Below are 20,065 nucleotides of genomic sequence, written 5' to 3'. Positions count from 1 at the left end.
ATTCAGGAACTAACGACACGCGACACTAGCCAAGCCCTGAGCACGGCACGCGCTGCCGTCTCGAGAGCCGGGCCGTGCTGTGCGGCGTCGGCTCGGATGGTGCGCGGGTCTATTCCCGCCGCGTTGATCTCGGCGGCGTGCCCGATGAGCCATTCCTCGATCCGGTGGTGCTCGGCTTCGAGATGGAACTGCAGCGCCAGGACTTGATCACCCCACGTGAACGCCTGATTCGGGAAGCCCGGCGTCTCTGCGAGCCTGACGGCGCCCTCCGGGATCTCGAACTGGTCCCCGTGCCAGTGCAGCACCGGAATCGCCGTCGTTCCCTCCGGCGACAGCGGTGCGAGGACGCTGTCCTGACCGGCAGGGGTGAGGGTGAGCGGGCCGAAGCCGATCTCCTTGCGCCCGGTGCCGGTCACCTGAGCCCCGAGCGCCTCGGCGATCAGCTGTGCACCGAGACAGACTCCCAGCAGTGGTTTCCCGCCGGCGAGCCAATCCCGCACGATCCGTTTCTCGGCGCTCAGGAACGGGTACCGATCCTCCTCGTACACCCCGACCGGCCCGCCCAGGACCACCAGCAGATCCCCGTCCACGACGGCGGGCAGACCATCTGATGAGGCAGGCCCCACTGTCTGGATCGTGTAGCCGCGCTCGTGCAGCAGCGATCCGAGGATGCCGGTGTCCTCGAAGGCGAGGTGCTGGATGACGGTCGCAACACGGGCCGGCGTTCCGGCGGGGGAAGGGCTCATAGTTCGGTCTCCTCAGACTTGGCCTGAATGAGCCAGTCCAGCACCTGCTGGGCGTGGGCGTTCGGCGGGAAGATCGGGTAGAACACGTGCTCGATTCTCCCGTCCCCGACGATCAGCGTCAGCCGGGCGTAGAGCCGGTCGTGGCCGGGTGCGGAGAACGTGGGCAGGCGCAGTGCATCCGCCAGCGCCAGGGCGTCGTCGGAGATCATGGCGAACGGCAGCCTCAGCCGCTCGACCACCTCCTGCTGATACGCCGGGTCCTGACTCGAGAGCCCGAACACCCGCTGGGCGCCCGCGCGGCGGAGGTCCTCGAAATGGTCGCGGAAGTCGCACGCCTCGGTCGAGCAGCCCCGAGCCCCGGGGATCGCGTCCCACCCCTCGGGCAGATCCACGCCCGGCTGGCCGGTCAGTGGATACAGGTAGATCACCGTGCGGCCAGTCCCGAGCCCCGCAAGGTCGACGGTGCCGCCGTCGCTGACGGGGAGCTCGAGCTGCGGCATCCGCTGACCCGGCAGGTGGTCGGCGGCGCTGTCGTCCTCCGGCACGGGCAAGCCGTCGGGCAGAGTGGTGTAGTCGGTCATCGTCGTCTCCTTCTCGAACGAACGGCCCGCCCCTTGATCGAGGCGTTCCTGCAGGATCTGTCGGCGGGAGGAGAGCGCCGCGATCATGCGGTCGAGCTCAACGATCGTGTCGCGGTAGACCGCCAGGGAACTCACGCACTGATCGGAGTGCTCATGACCGGTGTCCAGGCACTCGATGAACGGCGCCGCTCTGAGTGGTGAGATCCCGATCTCGCTCAGCTGACGGATCTCGGCCACGGCACGCAGGTGATCCTCGGTGAAGGACCGGTACCCGTTCGCCTCCCGGGCGGGTTCCACCAGCCCCAGGCGCTCGTAGTACCGGACCGCCTTGACCGTCACCCCGGCGCGGGCCGCGAGTTCACCGATGCGCATCATGCCTCCCGCCAAGAACGTAGACCCTGACCTCAGGGGCAAGGTCAAGCCTATGCAGGGGAAGTGGGGACCGAGCCGAGATCGTATGCCTCATAGATCAATCCCGACTTCCACGATTGCGGGCGCGCACGGCGAGCAGCGCGCATCCGATCACGGCGACACCGCCGACGACGGTCTGCCAGCCGATGCGCTCACCCAGCAGCAGTCCCGCCCAGAGGATGCTCATGACCGGCTGAGCGAGCTGGACCTGGCTCACCTGCGCCATAGGGCCGATCGCGAGCCCTCGATACCAGGCGAAGAACCCCAGGAACATGCTCACGGCCGCGAGGTAGGCGAACGCGCCCCATTCGGCCGGTGCTCCCGTGGGCGGCTGCCGCGCGACGGCGATGCCGGTCAGGAGGATCATCAGCGGCGAGGCGAGCACGAGCGCCCACGAAATCGTCTGCCATGACCCCAGCGACCGGGACAGGAGCCCGCCTTCGGCATAGCCGATCGCGCAGACGATCACCGCAGCGAATAACAGCAGGTCCGAGACATGCAGCCCGCCGAGGCCGCCGCCTTGGACCACGGCGAACACCACCGCCGCAACGGCGCCGAACGCGGCAGCGATCCAGAACGAGAGGGCCGGGTGCTCACCCGTACGCAGAACGGCGATCACCGCTGTCGCCGCGGGCAGCAGCGCGATCACCACGGCTCCATGGCTTGCAGGGGCGGTCGTCAGCGCGAACGAGGTGAGCAGTGGGAAGCCGACCACTGCTCCACCCGCGACGACGGCGACCTGCAGCCACTGTCTCCCGCGGGGGAGCTTCTGGCGGGTGAGAAAGAGCGCAGTGCCGGCGAGCAGCGCAGCGACGACCGCGCGGCCGGAGCCGACGAACAGCGCCGACATGTGCCCGTTCTCGACCGCGACGCGGGTGAAGGGCACGGTGAACGAAAAGGCCGTGACTCCGAGCAGCCCCCACCACAGTCCTGCATGCGATTCCGGTAGCGGTGGTGCTCTATGGAGAGTAGCGGTACTATTTATATTCATGTCAAATAGTAGCAGTGATCGGATCGTGACGGCCCTTCGCGAATGGATCACCACTGCACCGGCCGGTGCGCAGCTGCCGTCAACGCGGTCCTTGGTCACCGAATACGGGGTGAGCCCGGTGACCGTGCAGAAGGCGCTCCGGACCCTCATCGGGCAGGGGGTCATCGAGTCGCGGCCGGGCGTGGGAACGTTCGTTCGCAAGGTGCGCGTGCCCCGGCCCCACGACTACGGATGGCAGACCGCTGCGCTCGGCGCTCCCCGGCACCACCTCCCGCCCGTGACGGCCGCGATGCGTACGGCACCCAACGACGTGATCGCGCTGCACGCCGGCTACCCCGACAAGGAACTGCTGCCCGAACGGCTCGTCCGAACGGCCATCACGCGTAGCTCGCGTAGCGACCTCGCCCTCACCCGTCCGCCCGCTGCGGGGCTTCCGGAACTGCAGTCCTGGTTCGCCGCAGAACTCGGTGCCGGCGCCCTACCGGGCGCGAGTCAGCCGGTGGCGAGCGACGTGGTGATCATCCCGGGGAGCCAGAGCGGCCTCAGCACCCTGTTCCGGACGCTCGTGGGAGCGGGACGGCCGCTGCTGATCGAATCGCCCAGCTACTGGGGCGCGATCCTAGCCGCCAGGCAGGTCGGCGTGCAGCTCGTTCCGGTCCCCTCCGGGCGGCACGGCCCGGATCCCGACGACGTCGACCGGGCCTTCGCCCGAACCGGCGCACGCGCTTTCTACGCCCAGCCGAACTTCGCCAACCCTTCCGGCGCCCGATGGAGCGCCGATCTCGCCACGAGGGTGCTCGACATCGTCCGCGAGCACGGGGCCTTCCTGATCGAGGACGACTGGGCTCATGACTTCGGCATCACCGCAGCTCCGACGCCGGTCGCCGCCCGCGAGGACAGCGGGCACGTCGTCTACCTGCGATCGCTGACCAAGAGCGTCTCTCCATCGATCCGCGTCGCCGGCCTCATCGCCCGTGGCCCGGCCCGGGAGCGCATCCTCGCCGACACGCAGGCCCAGTCGATGTACGTCAGCGGCGTGCTCCAGCAAGCGGCGCTCGACGTCGTCACCCAACCCGCCTGGCGCACACACCTTCGTTCCCTCCGCAGCCAGCTCGCCGCCCGTCGCGATCTCCTCGTCGATGCCCTGCGTGAGCATGTCCCCGACGCGCACATCGACTCCGTGCCGCACGGCGGCCTGAATCTCTGGGTTCAGTTGCCGGACACCACCGATCTCGGACAGCTGGCCCGGGACTGCGAGGCCCGTGGAGTCGTCGTCGCTGCCGGGGACGACTGGTTCCCCGCAGAACCCGCCGGCCGGTATCTGCGCCTGAACTACTCCGGACCCGACCCCGGTTCCTTCCCGGAGGCCGCCCGCATCATCGGCGAGGTCCTCGCCTCATAACAGCGTCTCGGTGGGGTCCGTCATGACAGACGACGCCGGGGACAGCGAGTCCGCCCTCAGCGGGGGCCGTTATCCCTCTTCGAGGATCTGCGCGATGCCCTCCCGATAGCTCGTGACCCGGAAGCGGGGGAATCGCGTCTGGAACTTCGCGGAGTCGAAGATGTTGTCCTGCCGGTAGCGCGGCAGCAGCTCCTCCGCCTCCTTGACCGCCGGGTTGAGCAGTCCTCCGGCCTTGAAGGCCCACCGGGGGACCGTGACGTAGGGGATCTTCCGCCCGGTGACCTGGGAGGCGAGGCCGATCATCTCCCGGTAGGTGAGGCGGTCCGGGTCGATCGGGAGGTGCCAGGTCTGCCCGAAGGCGTCGGGTGTGTTGCCGATGAGCGCCATGGCGCGGCTGGCATCCGGAGTCCAGATCAGGGAGCGCCTGGTCTGGGCGTTCAGCGGCACCATCGGCCGCTTGCCCTGCCCGATGCGGTTGAAGACGGCGGAGTTGGTCAGGCTCTGGGTCTTGCCGGGGCCGTAGAACTCGGGGGCCCGGCAGATCACCGCCTCGATCGTGCCGGCTTCCATCTCGGCCAGCAGCGCCGTCGCGATCTGCGCCCGGACGGCCGCCTTGCGTCCGGCGGGCTCGAAGGCCGTGTCCTCCGTCTGCGGCACCGACGTCTGCGGGTACATGTAGGTGTTGTCGAAGAAGACGAGCTTGCTGCCGTGCTTCCGGCAGGCTGCGATCGTGTTCGCCATCATGGCCGGGAACCGCTGCTCCCACATGACGGAGTCCATCGGCAGGCCCACGGTGAGGAATACGACGTCGCTGCCCGCCACCGCCTTATCCGTGGCCCCGGCGTCCATGAGGTCGGCGGGCACGAGCTGATCGGCCTCGTGGACCTTGCGGGGGTTCCTGCTCACCAGGCGGATATCGTCGGTGAAGTTCCGGCGCAGTTCGCGGGTGAGTTCCTCGGCGATCTGGCCGCCTGAGCCGAGCACGGTCTGCATGGGTTCCTGCCTTTCGGATCGAGTCGGATCGGATGGGATCAGACCGGGTCGGGATCTGCGCGTGGTCGCCGCGACGATCAGAGCAGAGCGGCGAGCTTGGCCGCGGTCTCCTTGGCCGAGCCGGGGTTCTGGCCGGTGACGAGCCTGCCGTCGACGACCGTGTTGGACACGAACGGCAGCAGCGCCTTCGAGTAGTCCGCTGCGCGCTCCTTCATCCGCTTCTCGACGTTGTAGGGCACGAGTCCGTCGACGCGGGCCAGCACCTCCTCACGCCAGGAGAACCCGGTGAGGCGGCGGCCGGCTACCAGATGGCTGCCGTCGGAGAGCTTGGTCTCGAGCAGACCGCAGTAACCGTGGCAGACCGCGCCCACCACGCCGCCGCGTTCGAAGATCTCCCGCGTGATCCGCTGCAGACCCGCGCTGCCGGGGAAGTCGAACATCACGGCATGACCGCCGGTGAAGTAGATCGCGTCGTAGTCCGCCGGGTCGATCTGGTCCGGGGCGGCCGTGTCTTCCAACAGTGCCATTCGCGCGGGGTCTCCGTGCCAGGCCTTGGCGGACCTGTCGTAGTTGGGGAACTTCAGCGAACGGGGCTCGAGCGGCGATTTCCCTCCGGCCGGGCTGACCAGGGTCTGCTGGAAACCCCGTCCGGCGAAGACGTCGTAGGCATGCGTCAGCTCGGACAGCCACAGGCCGGTCGGGTGCGCGGGGTCGGCGTCGTAGTGGTCGACGTTCGTGACGACTGTCAGGATGCGCTTGCTCATCGGGGCCTCGATTCCGGGCTGGTTGACGGCTCTGGGCTGGTTGACGGCGGGACGACGACGTCGACCTCGGCTGCGCCAAGGATGCGTCCGTTGACCTGGACCTCGATACGGTGCGGACCGGGGTGGATCTTGCGGATCGAGACGTGGGCGAACCGGTGCTGGCGGGAGAAGCGGACCGGCTGATCCGCGGGGAGATCCCGGACGGTCAGTTTGAACACCTTGCCCGCCTTGGGTCCGCGAACCCCCTGGTAGTGGACCAGGTAGTCGATCGCCGCTTTCACCGGGGCGGCGGCGCGCAGCGTGAAGGTGAGGGCGACCGCGTCCCCGATGGGGACGGTGGACGGTGAGCAGGAGAAGTCGGTGATCTCGATCGGGGCGTCGTAGTCGAATCCGAGGAGGGCGAGAGCGGCCGGGTCTCCTCGTTTCACGAGGGTCCGGAGGCTGTGGCGCACCACGAAGTCGCCCCGCGTGGTGCTGTCCGACCACCGGCGGGCGGTCTCCAGGGCGACGTCGGGGTGGTCCTTGCTGATGTCGTTGAGGTGGTTCGCCACGGATCGGCGTACGTAGAGGGACTCGTCGTCGACCAGGGCGTCCAGGAGTTCCAGCGTGGGGGAGGGGTCGGCGATGAAGCGAGAGAGCCGTTGCCCCCAGGGCAGCCGCGGCCGGGTGCCCTCCGAGACGAGCCGGCGGACATGCTCGTCCGGGTCGGTGGTCCACGACCGGAGATGGTCCATCGTGAGGTCGGGGTGGGATTCGAGGAAGGGCCGGATCGCGAACTCGGCGGTGTAGCGGGGAGTGAGCGCGGCCAGGAGCGGGAGCGCGACGTCGGGACGGTCCAGCATGGCCGAGGCGACGTACGCGTTGACGGGCATGGAAGCCCACCCCTGGAAGCCCCCGGCGTCCAGGGCGGCGCGGATGACCCGGTCGGCCTCCTCGGCGGACGGCGGCATCGTGGCCGTCAGGGCGCGGGCGATCCAGTCGCTACGGGCTTTCAGCTCGAGCTCGCCGAGGCCGGTGGCCGCGAACTGCTCGAACGTCGCCCGGTCGAACGACGCCGAGACGCTCGCGATGTCATGGCCGAGACGGGCGACGAGTTCGGGCGACAGCTCGTCCTTGAAGTCGGCCATCTCAGCGCCCGTCGCCGGCGGGAACGAGGTCCTCGGCCACTCGCCGAGCGCCGTCGAGCGGGCGCCCTGCGCCGTCGTCGTCCGTGGACTGCATGAATCTCGGCGTGTGCACCATGGGTTCAAGTCTGCCGTGGAATCCATCTACCGCAGAATCCCTCGCCCTGCCGTGGTGCCGGGTCGAGTGGTCATTCTGAGTGCCGTTGCCGGGCGATCGGCCGATCTGAGTGCGCATCAAAGCTGATGGGCGAGCAAAACGACCGGTCGGCCCAGGACGACCCCGAGAGGGCGTCTCCGGCCCAGGATGGCCCCGGCCGCCCAAGGCAGCCCAGGCAGGCACTCCTAGTACCCCCATCGGCGGGGCCTCCCTCGGCGTCCAGCCGTAGTGTTCACTGGGAACATTGCCTCAGGTCCCACTGCCGAAGGAGTATCCGCTGATGCGAACTGTCAAAGCCTACGGAGCCACCAGTGCCACCGCGCCGTTGGAGCCCATGACCGTCGAGCGCCGCGACGTCGGGCCGCACGATGTGCTGATCGACATCGACTACGCCGGCATCTGCCATTCGGACATCCACACCATCCGTGGTGACTGGGGCCCGATCGCCTACCCGCAGGTCGTCGGCCACGAGATCGTCGGGCGCGTGACCGAGGTTGGCAGCGAGGTGACCAAGCACCAGGTCGGCGACACCGTGGGCGTGGGCTGCCAGTCGAACTCGTGCCGTAGCTGCGCGCAGTGCGAGCAGGGCCACGACCAGTACTGCCTCAACGGCAATATCCAGACCTACAACGGCGTCGACGTGGACGGCACGATCACCCAGGGCGGGTACTCCCAGGCCGTCGTCACGAACGAGGACTTCGTGCTGAACATCCCCGCGGGCCTCGACCCCGCGAGGGCCGCGCCGCTGCTGTGCGCGGGCATCACCACCTACTCGCCGCTGCGGCACTGGAACGCCGGCCCCGGCAAGAGGGTCGCGATCATCGGCATGGGCGGACTCGGGCATATGGGCGTCAAGCTCGCCGTCGCACTGGGGGCCGAGGTGACCGTGCTCTCGCGCGGCACCAAGAAGAAGGACGACGCCCTGGCTTTCGGCGCGACCCGCTACTTCGACACCACCGACGCGGACGCGCTGGCCGAACTGACCGACAGCCTCGACCTGATCGTGAACACCGTCTCCGCGGGTCTCGACATCGCCGCGTACCTGGGCCTGCTCGACGTCGACGGGACGCTGGTGAACGTGGGCGCCCCCTCGGAGCCGTTCTCCGTGCCCGCGTTCTCGCTCGTTCCCCGCCGTCGCTCGCTCTCGGGATCCACCACGGGCGGCATCGCGGAGATCCAGGAGATGCTCGATTTCTGCGCCGAGCACGGCATCCACCCCGAGACGGAACTGGTCGCCGCCGACGGCATCAACGACGCCTGGGAGCGCGTGCTCTCAGCGGACGTGCGCTACCGCTTCGTCATCGACACCCACACCCTGTGAGGGGCCGGCGGGGCTGAGGCCGCCGTCGTCGGGCACGACGACGGCGCTACCGCCTCTCCTCGGCCACGTCGTTCGCCGCGGCTCCGGCTTCGCCGTACTCGCTCGCGGACCAGGATGCGAGCAGCCTCATCCGCTCCTCCGCCGGGGAGGCCGGCTCCGCCGTGTAGAAAGTCAGTGTGAGGCCGGGCTCGGCTTCGAGCGCCATGCCCTCGTAGGCGAGGGTCATCTCGCCCACAACGGGATGGTTGAACGTCTTCGATCCGGTGCCGTGATGGCGCACATTGTGCCGGCCCCAGCGGGTCCGGAACTCGCCGCTCCTGGTGCCGAGTTCGCCGATGAGGTCGTGGAGCTCCTTGTTGTGCGGGTCGCGGCCCGCCTCGGTGCGCAGGATCGCCACGGTCACCTCGGCGAACTTCTCCCAGTCGGGATAGAACGTATAGGCCCGCTCGTCCAGGAAGGTGAATCGAGCGAGGTTGGGCGGCTGTCCTGGCATGTCGTAGACGTCCCGGTAGAACGCTCGTGCCAGGCGGTTGACGGCCAGCAGGTCCATCCGCCCGTTCCGCACGAACGCCGGCCCGGCCGTGAAGCCGTCGAGCATCCACTGGAGGCTGGCGTGCGGGGTCCAGCACGTCGAGCTGCGCCGGCGTACCGGTCGGGCGACGGGGCTGGCCGCATGGGCCAGGTCGAACAGGTGCGCGCGCTCGGCGTCGTCGAGCAGCAGCGCTTTCGCAATCGCGTCCAGCACCTCAGGGGAGGCGCCGGAGATCGCACCGCGCTCGATCCGGGTGTAGTACTCGACGCTCACTCCCGCCAGGGTGGCGACTTCGCTGCGGCGCAAGCCCTCGACCCGCCTGTTCGTGCCCGCAGGCAGGCTCACCTGCGCCGGGCTCAAGCGGGCGCGCCTTGAAGAGAGGAACTCCCGCACCTCTGCTCGATTGTCCATGCGGCCACGATAGATCGGGTTGCCACGCTGAAGGAGACCCTCTCAGTGCCACTCGAAGTCCCCGGCCCTAGTGCAGCCGCCGGAGCATCAGGCGCCGGGGACCGATGAACTGGTGATGCATCCGATCGCGCCAGGGGCTCTCGATCGCAGCGCGCCACTCGGGGCTGCCCTGGACCTCGCGAGCGGTCAGGTCGTAGCAGGCGAGATAACGGGGCGACCCGTCGGTGCGGTAGCGCGCCGCGTGCACGGTGCCCCCGAGGCCCGCGAGCTGCGGCAGGTGTTCCCGGTCGAACCACCGGTTGAACTCCTCCTCGGTGGTCTCCGGAACGTCCGTCTGCGAGGTGTAGTGCCATGACTGCTGCCTGCCGTGGGAGGCGTCTCCCAGCTTGAGGAGCCCTGTGAGGCGGCGGCAACGGAACTCGGGCAGCGCGTCGGGGCCCAGACCGAGCATCGTCGCGAGCAATCCGCCCGCCTGCCGCGCGTCGTCGAGCTCTTGGGTGCTCTGATCCGGGATGTAGAACCACGTCTCCTCGGCCGAGACAGCCGTCAGGATGTCGACCTCGAGATCCGGCACCCGCCGCCTCGCCCGATGCGCATCCGCAGCGTCCCAGCGGATCCCGGGGATTTCGATGAGCAACGTGCAGTCCCCGGAAGGCGGGTCTGCGGCGGGTTGCGGGTGCAATGGTGGCTCCTTGGCTGTGCGGCGAGGATTCAGCCGATCCTCGGCCGTTTCCGGTGCGGGCCTCGACCGACGAGGTCCTTCACCACGAGTGTGCCTCCTGTCAGTGGGCGCCGAGGTATCCGGTGCGATCGGCATCGGTGATCTCCCGGATAATTCGGGCGGGAACGCCGGCTGCGACGGTGCGGGCGGGGACGTCGCGGGTGATGACCGATCCGGAGCCGATCACGGCGCCGTCGCCGATGGTCACGCCAGGGTTGATGGTGGTCCCGCCGCCGATCCAGACGCGGTCGCCTATGACGACCGGCCGGGCGACGCAGGCCCCGGCTGCGCGTTCTTCCGGGTCGAGAGCGTGGTTGGAGGTGTAGATGCTGACCCTGGGGCCCAGGAGGACGTGGTCACCGATGGTGATGCCGCCGCCGTCGAGCATGACGCAGTCGAAGTTGGCGTAAAAGTTCGTCCCCACGGAGATGTTGAAGCCGAACTCGCACCGGAACGTGGGGGTGAAGAAGGCGCCCGGCCCGGCGTGCTCGATGAGATCGCGCAGCAGCTTCTCGCGGACCTGGGCCGGTTGCCCGAAGCTGGCGTTGTACCGGTCGGTGGCCACCACGGCGTCTTCGCGTGCCTGGACCAGCTCGTCGGTAAGGTCGTCGTAGACCGCGCCGGAGAGGATCCGGGTGCGCTGTTCTTCGAGGGTCATCCGTGAACTCCTTCCCGGACGCGTGCAGCCTCCGGTTCTCATGCGGGATAGGTGATGTCGTGCGGGGAATGCGGGTGCGCGGCACCGGCGACGGCACCGATGACGCAGCTTCTTGGTTCGTTCGTACTTTTGTATGTGAGCAGGGATCTACGTCAGCTGTTCGAGGTACTTTTCGTCATGCTCCTGCAGTGCGCGCAGTGCCGTCCCGTCGTCGATACAGCGCCTGAGGTTGTCGAGGTCGCACCGGGCGTTGAAAGCAATCATCCAGATTGCGGCCGCGAATGCCGTCGATCGTTCCGCGTCGGTGAACGGGTGCGTCCAGGCGGTCTCGAAGTCGGCCAGGAATGCAGCTACATCCCCCGGGGTCGGCGTGCGGTCGGTGCGGTAGCCGCCGGCCGAGAGGCCGGCCAGGACCGGTGCGCTGTCGGCGACGAGGTCCCAGTCGAAGGCGGCGCAGAGCCGGCCGTCGTCGAAACGCAGATTGCCGCAATACCAGTCGGCATGCCCAACGACGACGTCCCGCCCCTCCCGCGCCAGGTCCCGGACCAGGATTCCGGAGGCGCGCCCGGCGATGTCGTCGAGCCATTCGTAGCCGGGAGGGGTGCTGGTGAAGTCGAAGACGGGGTCGTGGGGCACGGGCCACGGACTGGACTGGTAACGGCACCAGGCCGGCGGGTCACTCACGGCGTGCTCGAGTGCCGGCACTGCGCGGAGGATCCGCATCTGCTCGGCCAGGCCCGCTGCCGTCGCAGCCCGGACGACGGGATCATTGCCCGTGTGCGTAGCGCCGCTCTCGAGCAGGGTCTCGACGGTGACGGTCTTTCCATCCAGCAGCGTGGGGCCGGCAACAGGCTCGGGACAGGGGAAGCCGGCCCGGGCGAGGGCTCGCTGTGCTTCGGCAATGGCGCGTCGCGCATCGAGGTCGACGGGCGGTCGGTGCACCTTGAGGACCAGTCGCCTGCCGTCCTCCGTCTCCACTGCGTAGACCGCATCGATGCGCCCGGCGCGGAACAGCCGGCGCACAGGTGCCGAACCCGTCAGCTCACGCAGCGCCCTCGTGACCCAGGCATCGATCTCGGCCCGGCTGCGGAGGCCCAGTATCGCCTCCTCCGTCCCGGTCACCGTGTCGTCGCACATCGTCCTGACCCTTCGTCTTCCTTGACGGCCGACAGATGCCGGCCCCTCACATGTACGACCGTACATCCTGCTGGTACGATCGTCCGCATGATGGAGTACTTCGCGGCAACCCCGCCCGCATCATCTGGGAGATCTGAGGCATCATGAACGCGAGGGCGAGCGGGCAGGCCGACCCCGGACGGCGCGACCGGATTATCGACGCAGCTCTCGGCGTCATCGCCACCGAGGGTGTTCGGGGCACCTCGCATCGCAAGGTAGCCGCCGCGGCAGGAGTGCCGCTCGGCTCGATGACCTACCACTTCACGGGGATGGACGACCTGCTCCACGAGGCATTCAGCCGTTTCGCGGACCGGGCTGCTGAACGCTTCGCACAGCGGCTGTCCGATGCTCGCAACCGTTCCGAGGCCCTCGACGGGGTCGTCGAGGGCATTCTCGCCGACATTCCGGGAGGCGATCTGGAAGAACAGATCGTCACGTACGAGCTCTACACCCTCGCCGCCCGCGACCCCGCCTTCCGTGACATCACGGAACGGTGGATGGCGCGAGCGAGGGAAACCTTGGAAGCGCACTTCGACCCTCGCACGTCGAGGCTGCTGGATGCCCTCATCGAAGGCTTCGCCGTGCACCGCACCCTGGACCGCGATCCCGCCGAAGTAACCGACCTCATCGAGGGCATCCGACGCATCACGAGTCCTTGACGAACCAGTACGCCGTTTTACTGCAGACCATACGAAAGGCCTTCGATGTCATCGCTCCAACAATCAGCCTCATCTGAGCCGATCACCGCCGCCCGGATCACCGCAGATCTCCGTGAACTCGGCGTCCGGCTCGGGTCGACGGTCATGGTCCACACCTCGCTGAAGTCGCTTGGCTGGGTCGTCGGGGGCCCTCAGGCGGTGCTCGCGGCGCTGCGCGAGGCAGTCGGACCTGACGGCACGCTCGTGATGCCGACGCAGTCATGGCAGCTGTGCGACCCCGCCGTGCTGAATGAGGCCCCCGAGCAGTGGTGGCCCACGATCCGCGAGAACCTCCCTCTGTACGACCCAGCGAGGACACCGAGCCAGACTATGGGCGCGGTCGCCGAACTCTTCCGCACCGAGCCGGGAGCGCTGCGCAGTCCGCACCCGCATCGCTCGATCACGGCACTAGGCCCGCTGGCCGAGCAGATCACGGCGAGGCACCCGCTCGACTCGCCCTCGGGGGAGGGCTCCCCGCTCGGCAGGCTCGTCGAACTCGACGCCAGGATCCTCCTGCTCGGGGTGACGGCGGCGAAGACCACCATGTTGCACCTCGCCGAGCACCGGGCCGACTACCCCGGTAAGCAGAACTCCACGAACGGCGTTGCCATGCTCGTCGACGGCCGCCGCGAATGGGTGGTCTACGACGAACTCGACGTCCACGACCATGACTTCGTCGAGGTCGTGGATGCCTTCGCATCCGACACCGGACTCGTGCGTACTGGCAGCGTGGGGGAGGCCAACGCTCAGATACTCCCCGCTCGCCAGCTCGTGGACTACGCCGCACGGTGGTTCGAGGACCACAGATAGCGGATGAGCACGGCAAGGCCCTGCGGTGCTGCAGCACCGCAGGGCCTAACGGCAGCCGTTACTCCCTTGTGGCCTCCGGGTTGGTGCCCTGGTAGCTGCCCCACGCGTCCTTCAGGACGGCCGCTGCCACCTCAAGGCCCTCGATCGGCCCCAGCTCGGTGTCCTCGTGCTCGATATTGAGGCACATGCCGGGATCGATCTCGTAGAGCGCCGCGATGAACTCGGCCCAATACGCGCTGTCATGGCCCTTGCCGAGGGCCACGAAGTCCCAGGAGGAATCCTGCGGCCATTCGTTCGCCCACTCGGAGCCGCCCAGGTTGGTCCGCGGCTCGTCCGGGGAGAGCCGACGGAAGCCGTTGTCCAGGACGCCGTTGAGGCGGGCGTGCTCGGGATTGATCCGGATGTCCTTCGCGGCGGCGTGGAAGATCAGCGGCCCCAGATCCCGGACGACGGCGACCGGGTCGGCCTGCTGCCAGAACAGATGCGAGGCATCCAGCTCGACTCCCACGTTCGTCGCGCCGGTCAGTTCGATCAGCTTGCGGGCATCGCGGGCGTTGAACACGACGTTCTGCGGATGCAGCTCCAAGGCCACCTTGACGCCGTGGTCCTTGGCCAGCTGGTCGATCTCCGACCAGAACGCGGCGGCGATCTCCCACTGGTAGTCCAGCACGTCCAGGGCGGCGGAGTTCCAGGCGTTCACGATCCAGTTGGGCCGGGTCGCGCCGGGCTCACCGCCTGGCAGGCCGGACATGGTCACCACGCGGTCCTGCCCGAGCGCGGCCGCGGCGCGGATCGAGCGGCGCAGGTCCTCGGCGTGCTTGGCGCCGATCTCGGGGTTGGGGTGCAGGGGGTTGCCGTTGCAGTTCAGGCCCGCGATGCTCACGCCCGTGCGCTCGAACTGCGCCAGGTACTTCTTCGCGACGGCGGGATCCGCGGCGATCTCGTCGAGCTCCTGGATGTGGACCGGGGGCAGGAAGCCGCCGGAGTTGATCTCGATGCCATCGAGGCCGAGATCGGCGATCACCTTGAGGGCTTCGCCGAGGGGCCGGTCGTGCAGGATCGCGTTGTAGACACCGAGCTTCACAGCGTCACCTTCTTCCCTTCGTCGGCGGCCGACTCCGCGACGGCGGCCAGGATCTCCATGTTGTGCACGCCCTCGTCGAAGGACGCGTTGCGGGGCAGCGAGTGCTCCTCGTCGATGCCGGCGACCTCCTCGAGGAAGGCCCGGGCCTGGAAGGCGAAGCCCTCGTTCTGGCCGAAGCCGACGCCCGAGACGTCCATCGGCAGCCCGCCCGCGATGTAGGGGTGGTCGGAACCGAGGTTGACGGTCCGGTATCCGTTCTTGCCGGGCATGTCGTCGTGACGGTACAGACGGACCTGCGACGGGGTGTCCTGATGGAAGCTGGCGGCGCCGTTCTCGCAGAACACCTCGATGTTCAGCGCGTTCGGGTAGCCCGCCGCCACGCGGGAGACCTCGAGAGTCCCCATGCAGTCGTCGAACTGCGCCGTGTAGGAGGCGTAGTCGTCGTTGGTGACGGGCTCGTAGTCGTCTGACACGGCGGCCAGGCCATGGCCGACGACGGCGCCCAGCGGCAGGGGCCGTTCGGTGATCGCGGTACCCAGGGTGCCCCCGGCGACGGAGCGCATGTCGCCGCACAGGAACTCGGACAGGTAGGTGAGGTGGCTGCCGACATCGGCCAGGGCGCCGGAGCCCATGGGGCCCCGGTAGCGCCAGCTCATCGGACCCTGCGGGTTGCAGCCGTAGTCGCACCAGTAGCGCCCGCTGTAGTGCAGGACCTTGCCCAGGGTGCCGTCGTCGATCCACTGCCTGATCGCGGCCAGCCCGGGCTGGCGCCGGAAGGTGAGCCCGATGCGAGCGATGCTGCTGGCCTCATCGGCCAGCCGGGCCATCTCCCGGGCGGATTCGAGGGTGTCGCTGAGGGGCTTCTCGCACAGGACGTGCTTGCCGGCCTCCAGCAGTCCCTTGACCACCTCGAGGTGCAGGCTGTTGGCGATGACGACGCTGACCACGTCGATCGAGGGGTCCTCGGCGATCTCCCGCCAGTCGGTGACCGAGCGCTCGTACCCGTAGCGCTTGGCCGTGGCGGCGCCCAGTTCGGCGTTGATGTCCCCGATGGCGACATAGCGCAGGTCCGGCAGCGTGGATTCGTACAGGGTGGGCGCTACGCGGTAGGCGGCAATATGGGCCTTGCCCGCCATCCCGGCGCCGATGACGGCTACACCGATGGTCACGTGATCCTCCTCGATCAGTTTTCTTGGAGCGCTCCAAGTAGCTCGATCAAAGCACGGCGGGAACGCACTGTCAACGCCGGTGGAGGCTGGTGCGGGTGTGGCAGAATCGGCAGGGATCATGGCCACGAACCCAGCACGTCGCCCGCCGCGACCGACGATCTACGACGTCGCCCGCGAGGCCGGCGTCTCGAAATCGCTCGTCTCCCTCGTCCTGAACGACTCGCCCCTGGTGGCCGAGGCGAAGCGGACCGCGGTGAGGGAGGCCATCGAACGCCTCGGCTACCGGCCGAGCCGTGCCGCCGCCATGCTGGCAGCCAACCGCTCCCGGATGGTGGGCCTGGTGATCGACGACTTCCAGAACCCCTGGTTCGTAGCCCTGCTGACCGGGGTGCGTGAGGTGATGGGGCCGGAGGGGTTCCAGGTGGCGGTGCGCGAGCACTACCGGATGGGTGACCGGACGCTGAACGCCATCGAGGGGTTCCTCGATACCCAGGTCGACGCCCTTCTGGTCGCGGGCGAACCCGGGCGCTCCTTCGACTTCCCGGGTGTTCCCACCGTGCTCGAAGGACACCGGCTCCATGACATCGCCGGCGCCGATCACGTGCGCGCCGACGAGGCGCTCGGGGTGCGGCTGCTCATGAACCATCTTCGCGAGCGCGGCCACCGCAGGATCGGTCATGTGACGGGAGCGGGTGGAGTGGCCGCGGCCCGCCTGCAGGCCTATATCGAGGATTCGGCCCGCGAGGGGGAGGGCCCTCTCTACGCGGGGGAAGGGCACGGGACCAACGAGGAGGGCGGCTACCTGGGCACCCTGGAGCTCCTGGATCGCCACCCCGGTGTGACCGCCATCTTCGCGGCGAACGACACGATGGCCCTGGGGGCGCGGGCAGCGTTGCGCGAGAGAGGATTCGAGGTGCCCTCGGGCATGGCGTTGGCGGGCTACGACGACTCCCTGCTCGCGCGCTCGCGGTTCCTCGACCTCACCACGATCGACGGCTGCGGGTATGACGTCGGCCGTGCGTGCGGCGAGATCCTCCTCCGCCGGCTCGCCGATCCGGACAAGGAGCCCGAGACCACGGTGGTCCCCACCCGGCTGGTGATCCGGTCCTCCACCTCGGAGCCTCCCCGCCCCGCCTGACTGCCGTCCGGCCGGCTGCTCGGCCTCGGGGCCGTCCACGTCTGTGCCGTTCGCGCGGCAATGAGGTGGATCCATAGGTCAGCACCTGGTGTATGGTCAGTACATGCTGACCATAGCTTCGCGGGTGGACGTGATGAACCGGCTGGGCCGGGCGATGGCCGATCCCTCCCGATCGCGGATCCTGCTGTCCTTGCTGACCGAGCCGGGTCATCCGGCGCAGCTGGCGCGAGACCTGGAGCTCTCGCGCACGAACGTGTCGAATCACCTGGCGTGCCTGCGCGGCTGCGGGATCGTCGTCGCCGTGCCGGAAGGGCGCAGGACCCGCTACGAGATCGCCGACCAGAGGCTGACGCGGGCGCTGCAGGAGCTGGTGGATGTGGTGCTGGCCGTGGATGACGGCGTACCGTGCCCGGAGGCGGAGCACGACGTGCCGGTTTGCTGCGGTCCTGGTGCTCGGCAACCCGAGGGGGCCGGGCCGGAGGCCGTGCGGTGAGCAGGGAGTGCTGCGGCGGCGAGGCGCCGGTGACCGTAGAGCCCGTGACCGCGGAGCCGGTCGACGCCTGCTGCGGCCCGTCTGAGCGTGCGGGGCACGGAGGGGAGCACGAGGTTTGGGGGCCCTGGTGGCGGGACCGCTCTCTCGCCCTGCCGATCGCATCGGGCCTGCTGTGGGTGACCGGTCTCGTTCTGGAGTGGGCCGGACTGCGGCCCCTGGCGGTGGCCGCCTTCGCCCTCGGGCTGGTCCTGGGCGCCTGGACGTTCGTGCCCGGCACGGTCAAGCGACTGGTCACGGCACGGGGACGTGGACGTCTGGGGGTGGGGCTGCTGATGACCATCGCCGCCGGCGGGGCCGTCCTGCTGGGACACGTCGGTGAGGCCGCCGCGCTGGCGTTCCTGTTCTCCATCGCCGAGGCACTGGAGGACCGGGCGATGGACCGTGCCCAGCGGGGCCTGCGCGCCCTGCTCTCCCTGATTCCCGAGACCGCCCGCGTCTCCCGACCCGGGGCCGGCGAGGTGGTGGTCCCCGCCCCGGATGTTCGCGAACGCGATGTCCTGGTCGTGGGCGCCGGGGAGCGGATAGCGACGGACGGGGTGGTCTCCTCCGGCCGGTCCTGGGTGGATACCTCGGCGATCACCGGGGAATCCATTCCGGTCGCGGCCGGCCCCGGGGACGATGTGCTGGCGGGATCGGTGAACGGCTCGGGCACCATGACTATCGAGGCCACCGCCGATGGTCGCGACAACTCGCTGACCAGGATCGTCCACCTGGTCGAGCAGGCGCACGCGAACAAGGGCGAGCGGGCCCGGCTGGCGGACAAGATCGCCCGGCCCCTGGTTCCGCTGGTGCTGATCGTCGCCGTGCTGGTCGTGGTGTTCGGATTCGTGGTGGGCGATCCGGGCACCTGGATCGAGCGAGCCCTGGTGGTGCTGGTCGCCGCATCGCCGTGCGCCCTGGCGATCGCGGTCCCGGTCACCGTGATCTCCGCGATCGGCTCGGCGAGCAGGTTCGGTGTGGTCATCAAATCCGGCGCCGCCTTCGAGCAGCTCGGCACGATCCGCCGGGTCGCCTTCGACAAGACCGGTACTCTGACCCGCAACCGGCCCCTGGTCGTGGCCGTGCGCACCACGGCGGACCATCCGGAGGCGGAGGTGCTCGGCCTCGCAGCGGCGCTGGAGAGCACCAGTACCCACCCTCTGGCCGAGGCCGTCACCGTCGCGGCACCGTCCGTCCCGGAAGCCGCCGGAGTGCAGGAGCATCCCGGCCATGGCCTCTCGGGGGGCGTGGGAGGACGCCGCGTGCGGGTCGGCAGTTCGCGGTGGATCGACCCGGGGGCGCTCACCGCGCAGGCCGCGGATCTGGCCGGGCAGGGCATGAGCGTCATCGTCGTCGAGGTCGACGGCCTGGTGGCCGGCGCGATCGGCATCCGCGACGAGCTGCGTCCCGAAGCCGCTGAGGCGATCGCCGCGTTGAATGCCCAGGGCATCTCGACGGTGATGCTCACCGGAGACAACGCCCGCACCGCTGAGGCGCTCGCCGTCCAAGCCGGGGTCGACGAGGTGCATGCCGAGCAGCTCCCGGCCGGCAAGGCCGCCTACGTTCGCCGGTCGTCCGAGCTGACGCCGACCGCGATGATCGGCGACGGCATCAACGATGCACCCGCGCTGGCCTCGGCCACGGTGGGCATCGCGATGGGCGCCACCGGTTCGGCGGCCGCGGTGGAATCCGCCGACGTCGCCTTCACCGGCACCGACATTCGGCTGATTCCCGGCGCGCTGGCCCACGCCCGCAGGGGCCGGGCGATCATGACGGGCAACATCGCCCTCGCATTGGCGATCATCGTCGTGCTGTTCCCCCTGGCTCTGTTCGGCGTGCTAGGGCTGGCCGCGGTGGTCCTCGTGCACGAGATCGCGGAGGTCCTCGTCATCGCCAATGGCATCCGGGCGGCGCGCTCGACGGGGGGCTCCCGGCCGGTCGGCACGGGAGGCCTCACCGCGAGGTCCTCCTCCGGTCCGGTGGAGGCGGGTATCCGATGAGCCGTAGCGTGAAACTGTCCCTGGCGATGATCGGCACCGCAGTGCTCGTCCTGGCCGGCTTCCTCATCCTCGGGGGTGGGGAGTCGCGTTCGCAGACCGCCACCGGCGAGGAGCGCGCCGAACTGCTGGTGCGCGACGACAGCCCGCGCCTATCGGAGGGTGGGGAAGCGGTCTTCGTGGAGTTCCTCGACTTCGAGTGCGAGGGCTGCCTGGCGCTCTACCCCGTGGTCGAGGACCTGCGCGAAGAATACGGAGACCGGGTCACCTTCGTCGTGCGGCATATGCCCCTGCACGGCAACTCCCTCGATGCAGCGCTGGCCGCCGAGGCCGCCGCCGACCAGGGGGAGTTCGAGGCCATGTACCAGCGCCTGTTCGAGACCGCCGAGGACTGGGGGCACCGGCAGACCTCGCAGCGCCAGGCTTTCTTCGGCTACGCCGAGGACCTGGGCCTGGACATGGAACGGTTCGCCGCCTCCTACGACGACCCCGCCACCCTCGACCGCATCGAGCAGAGCGAGGCGGACGGGCAGGCGCTCGGGGTCACCGGTACGCCGACGTTCTTCCTCGACGGTGACGTCCTCCAGCCCGCGAGCATCGCCGACCTGGAGGAGGCCTTCGATGCCGCGCTCCGTGATTGAGGATTCCC

The 20,065-nt window shown here is 69.1% G+C and carries 20 protein-coding genes; 8 read left to right on the top strand and 12 right to left on the bottom strand.

Going from position 1 to position 20,065, the window contains the following annotated elements:
- Window positions 1–2 precede the first annotated feature (2 nt).
- The 3 genes from FCK90_RS14225 to FCK90_RS14215 form a co-directional block, all read right to left on the bottom strand.
- Window positions 3–746: a glutamine amidotransferase gene (locus FCK90_RS14225; protein WP_158034967.1), complete on the bottom strand. Its 744-nt coding sequence runs from the start codon at window positions 744–746 to the stop codon at window positions 3–5.
- Window positions 743–1,702, bottom strand: coding sequence for a MerR family transcriptional regulator (locus FCK90_RS14220; protein ID WP_246180431.1), 960 nt, complete (start codon window positions 1,700–1,702; stop codon window positions 743–745). Before FCK90_RS14220 ends, FCK90_RS14225 begins: the two co-directional genes overlap by 4 nt.
- A 94-nt stretch (window positions 1,703–1,796) precedes the next feature.
- Window positions 1,797–2,729, bottom strand: a complete 933-nt coding sequence (locus FCK90_RS14215) for a DMT family transporter (RefSeq protein WP_158034966.1) — start codon at window positions 2,727–2,729, stop codon at window positions 1,797–1,799.
- On the opposite strand from FCK90_RS14215, the gene FCK90_RS14210 reads away from it, so the two are divergent.
- Complete coding sequence (locus FCK90_RS14210; RefSeq protein WP_158034965.1) at window positions 2,728–4,131, top strand: aminotransferase-like domain-containing protein; 1,404 nt, start codon at window positions 2,728–2,730, stop codon at window positions 4,129–4,131. The two genes, FCK90_RS14215 and FCK90_RS14210, sit on opposite strands and share 2 nt — an antisense overlap.
- A gap of 69 nt (window positions 4,132–4,200) precedes the next feature.
- On the opposite strand, the gene FCK90_RS14205 is transcribed toward FCK90_RS14210, so the two are convergent.
- The 3 genes from FCK90_RS14205 to FCK90_RS14195 all read right to left on the bottom strand — a co-directional run bounded on the left by FCK90_RS14205 (window position 4,201) and on the right by FCK90_RS14195 (window position 7,015).
- Window positions 4,201–5,124 carry an NAD-dependent epimerase/dehydratase family protein gene (locus tag FCK90_RS14205; RefSeq protein WP_158034964.1) on the bottom strand — a complete coding sequence of 308 codons (924 nt, stop codon included), beginning with the start codon at window positions 5,122–5,124 and terminating at the stop codon, window positions 4,201–4,203.
- Window positions 5,125–5,201: 77 nt separating this feature from the next.
- The gene (locus FCK90_RS14200) at window positions 5,202–5,888 is read right to left on the bottom strand and encodes a type 1 glutamine amidotransferase domain-containing protein (protein WP_158034963.1); all 687 of its coding nucleotides are present in this window, start codon (window positions 5,886–5,888) and stop codon (window positions 5,202–5,204) included.
- A complete protein-coding gene (locus FCK90_RS14195) occupies window positions 5,885–7,015 on the bottom strand; it encodes a DNA alkylation repair protein (protein ID WP_158034962.1) in 1,131 nt (376 codons plus the stop codon). Before FCK90_RS14195 ends, FCK90_RS14200 begins: the two co-directional genes overlap by 4 nt.
- 434 nt (window positions 7,016–7,449) lie before the next feature.
- On the opposite strand from FCK90_RS14195, the gene FCK90_RS14190 reads away from it, so the two are divergent.
- Window positions 7,450–8,490: an NAD(P)-dependent alcohol dehydrogenase gene (locus FCK90_RS14190; protein WP_158034961.1), complete on the top strand. Its 1,041-nt coding sequence runs from the start codon at window positions 7,450–7,452 to the stop codon at window positions 8,488–8,490.
- A 46-nt stretch (window positions 8,491–8,536) separates the two neighbouring features.
- Here the strand turns inward: FCK90_RS14190 and FCK90_RS14185 are convergent, their stop codons facing one another.
- The 4 genes from FCK90_RS14185 to FCK90_RS14170 form a co-directional block, all read right to left on the bottom strand.
- Window positions 8,537–9,433: a helix-turn-helix transcriptional regulator gene (locus tag FCK90_RS14185; protein ID WP_158034960.1), complete on the bottom strand. Its 897-nt coding sequence runs from the start codon at window positions 9,431–9,433 to the stop codon at window positions 8,537–8,539.
- A 67-nt stretch (window positions 9,434–9,500) separates the two neighbouring features.
- A complete protein-coding gene (locus tag FCK90_RS14180) occupies window positions 9,501–10,115 on the bottom strand; it encodes a DUF4286 family protein (RefSeq protein ID WP_158034959.1) in 615 nt (204 codons plus the stop codon).
- 100 nt (window positions 10,116–10,215) lie between these two features.
- Window positions 10,216–10,812: a sugar O-acetyltransferase gene (locus FCK90_RS15890; protein WP_158034958.1), complete on the bottom strand. Its 597-nt coding sequence runs from the start codon at window positions 10,810–10,812 to the stop codon at window positions 10,216–10,218.
- 147 nt (window positions 10,813–10,959) lie between these two features.
- Window positions 10,960–11,949: a phosphotransferase enzyme family protein gene (locus FCK90_RS14170; RefSeq protein ID WP_181954332.1), complete on the bottom strand. Its 990-nt coding sequence runs from the start codon at window positions 11,947–11,949 to the stop codon at window positions 10,960–10,962.
- A gap of 143 nt (window positions 11,950–12,092) precedes the next feature.
- Between FCK90_RS14170 and FCK90_RS14165 the strand changes: the two genes are divergently transcribed.
- Together FCK90_RS14165 and FCK90_RS14160 are read left to right on the top strand one after the other, a co-directional pair.
- A complete protein-coding gene (locus tag FCK90_RS14165) occupies window positions 12,093–12,647 on the top strand; it encodes a TetR/AcrR family transcriptional regulator (protein WP_158034956.1) in 555 nt (184 codons plus the stop codon).
- 45 nt (window positions 12,648–12,692) lie between these two features.
- Window positions 12,693–13,496 (top strand): AAC(3) family N-acetyltransferase, encoded by an 804-nt coding sequence (locus tag FCK90_RS14160; RefSeq protein ID WP_158034955.1) that lies wholly within the window; start codon window positions 12,693–12,695, stop codon window positions 13,494–13,496.
- A 58-nt stretch (window positions 13,497–13,554) separates the two neighbouring features.
- On the opposite strand, the gene FCK90_RS14155 is transcribed toward FCK90_RS14160, so the two are convergent.
- Window positions 13,555–14,580, bottom strand: coding sequence for a sugar phosphate isomerase/epimerase family protein (locus tag FCK90_RS14155; RefSeq protein ID WP_158034954.1), 1,026 nt, complete (start codon window positions 14,578–14,580; stop codon window positions 13,555–13,557).
- Entirely contained in the window at window positions 14,577–15,749 is a 1,173-nt protein-coding gene (locus tag FCK90_RS14150; RefSeq protein ID WP_246180429.1) for a Gfo/Idh/MocA family protein, read from the bottom strand. The genes FCK90_RS14155 and FCK90_RS14150 overlap by 4 nt, the downstream gene beginning before the upstream one ends.
- Window positions 15,750–15,867: 118 nt before the next feature.
- Between FCK90_RS14150 and FCK90_RS14145 the strand changes: the two genes are divergently transcribed.
- The 4 genes from FCK90_RS14145 (at window position 15,868) to FCK90_RS14130 (ending at window position 20,057) form a co-directional block, all read left to right on the top strand.
- Window positions 15,868–16,887, top strand: a complete 1,020-nt coding sequence (locus tag FCK90_RS14145) for a LacI family DNA-binding transcriptional regulator (RefSeq protein ID WP_158034952.1) — start codon at window positions 15,868–15,870, stop codon at window positions 16,885–16,887.
- Between the two features lie 103 nt (window positions 16,888–16,990).
- Complete coding sequence (cmtR, locus tag FCK90_RS14140) at window positions 16,991–17,380, top strand: Cd(II)/Pb(II)-sensing metalloregulatory transcriptional regulator CmtR (RefSeq protein WP_158034951.1); 390 nt, start codon at window positions 16,991–16,993, stop codon at window positions 17,378–17,380.
- Window positions 17,377–19,419, top strand: a complete 2,043-nt coding sequence (locus FCK90_RS14135) for a heavy metal translocating P-type ATPase (RefSeq protein WP_425481715.1) — start codon at window positions 17,377–17,379, stop codon at window positions 19,417–19,419. The genes cmtR and FCK90_RS14135 overlap by 4 nt, the downstream gene beginning before the upstream one ends.
- An 8-nt stretch (window positions 19,420–19,427) precedes the next feature.
- Window positions 19,428–20,057, top strand: coding sequence for a DsbA family protein (locus FCK90_RS14130; RefSeq protein ID WP_343029904.1), 630 nt, complete (start codon window positions 19,428–19,430; stop codon window positions 20,055–20,057).
- Window positions 20,058–20,065: the final 8 nt, after the last annotated feature.

Source organism: Kocuria coralli (assembly GCF_008831305.1).
Lineage (GTDB): Bacteria > Actinomycetota > Actinomycetes > Actinomycetales > Micrococcaceae > Kocuria > Kocuria coralli.
The sequence above is the reverse complement of the archived record's forward strand: the minus strand, read 5'-3'. Positions and strand labels throughout refer to the sequence as shown.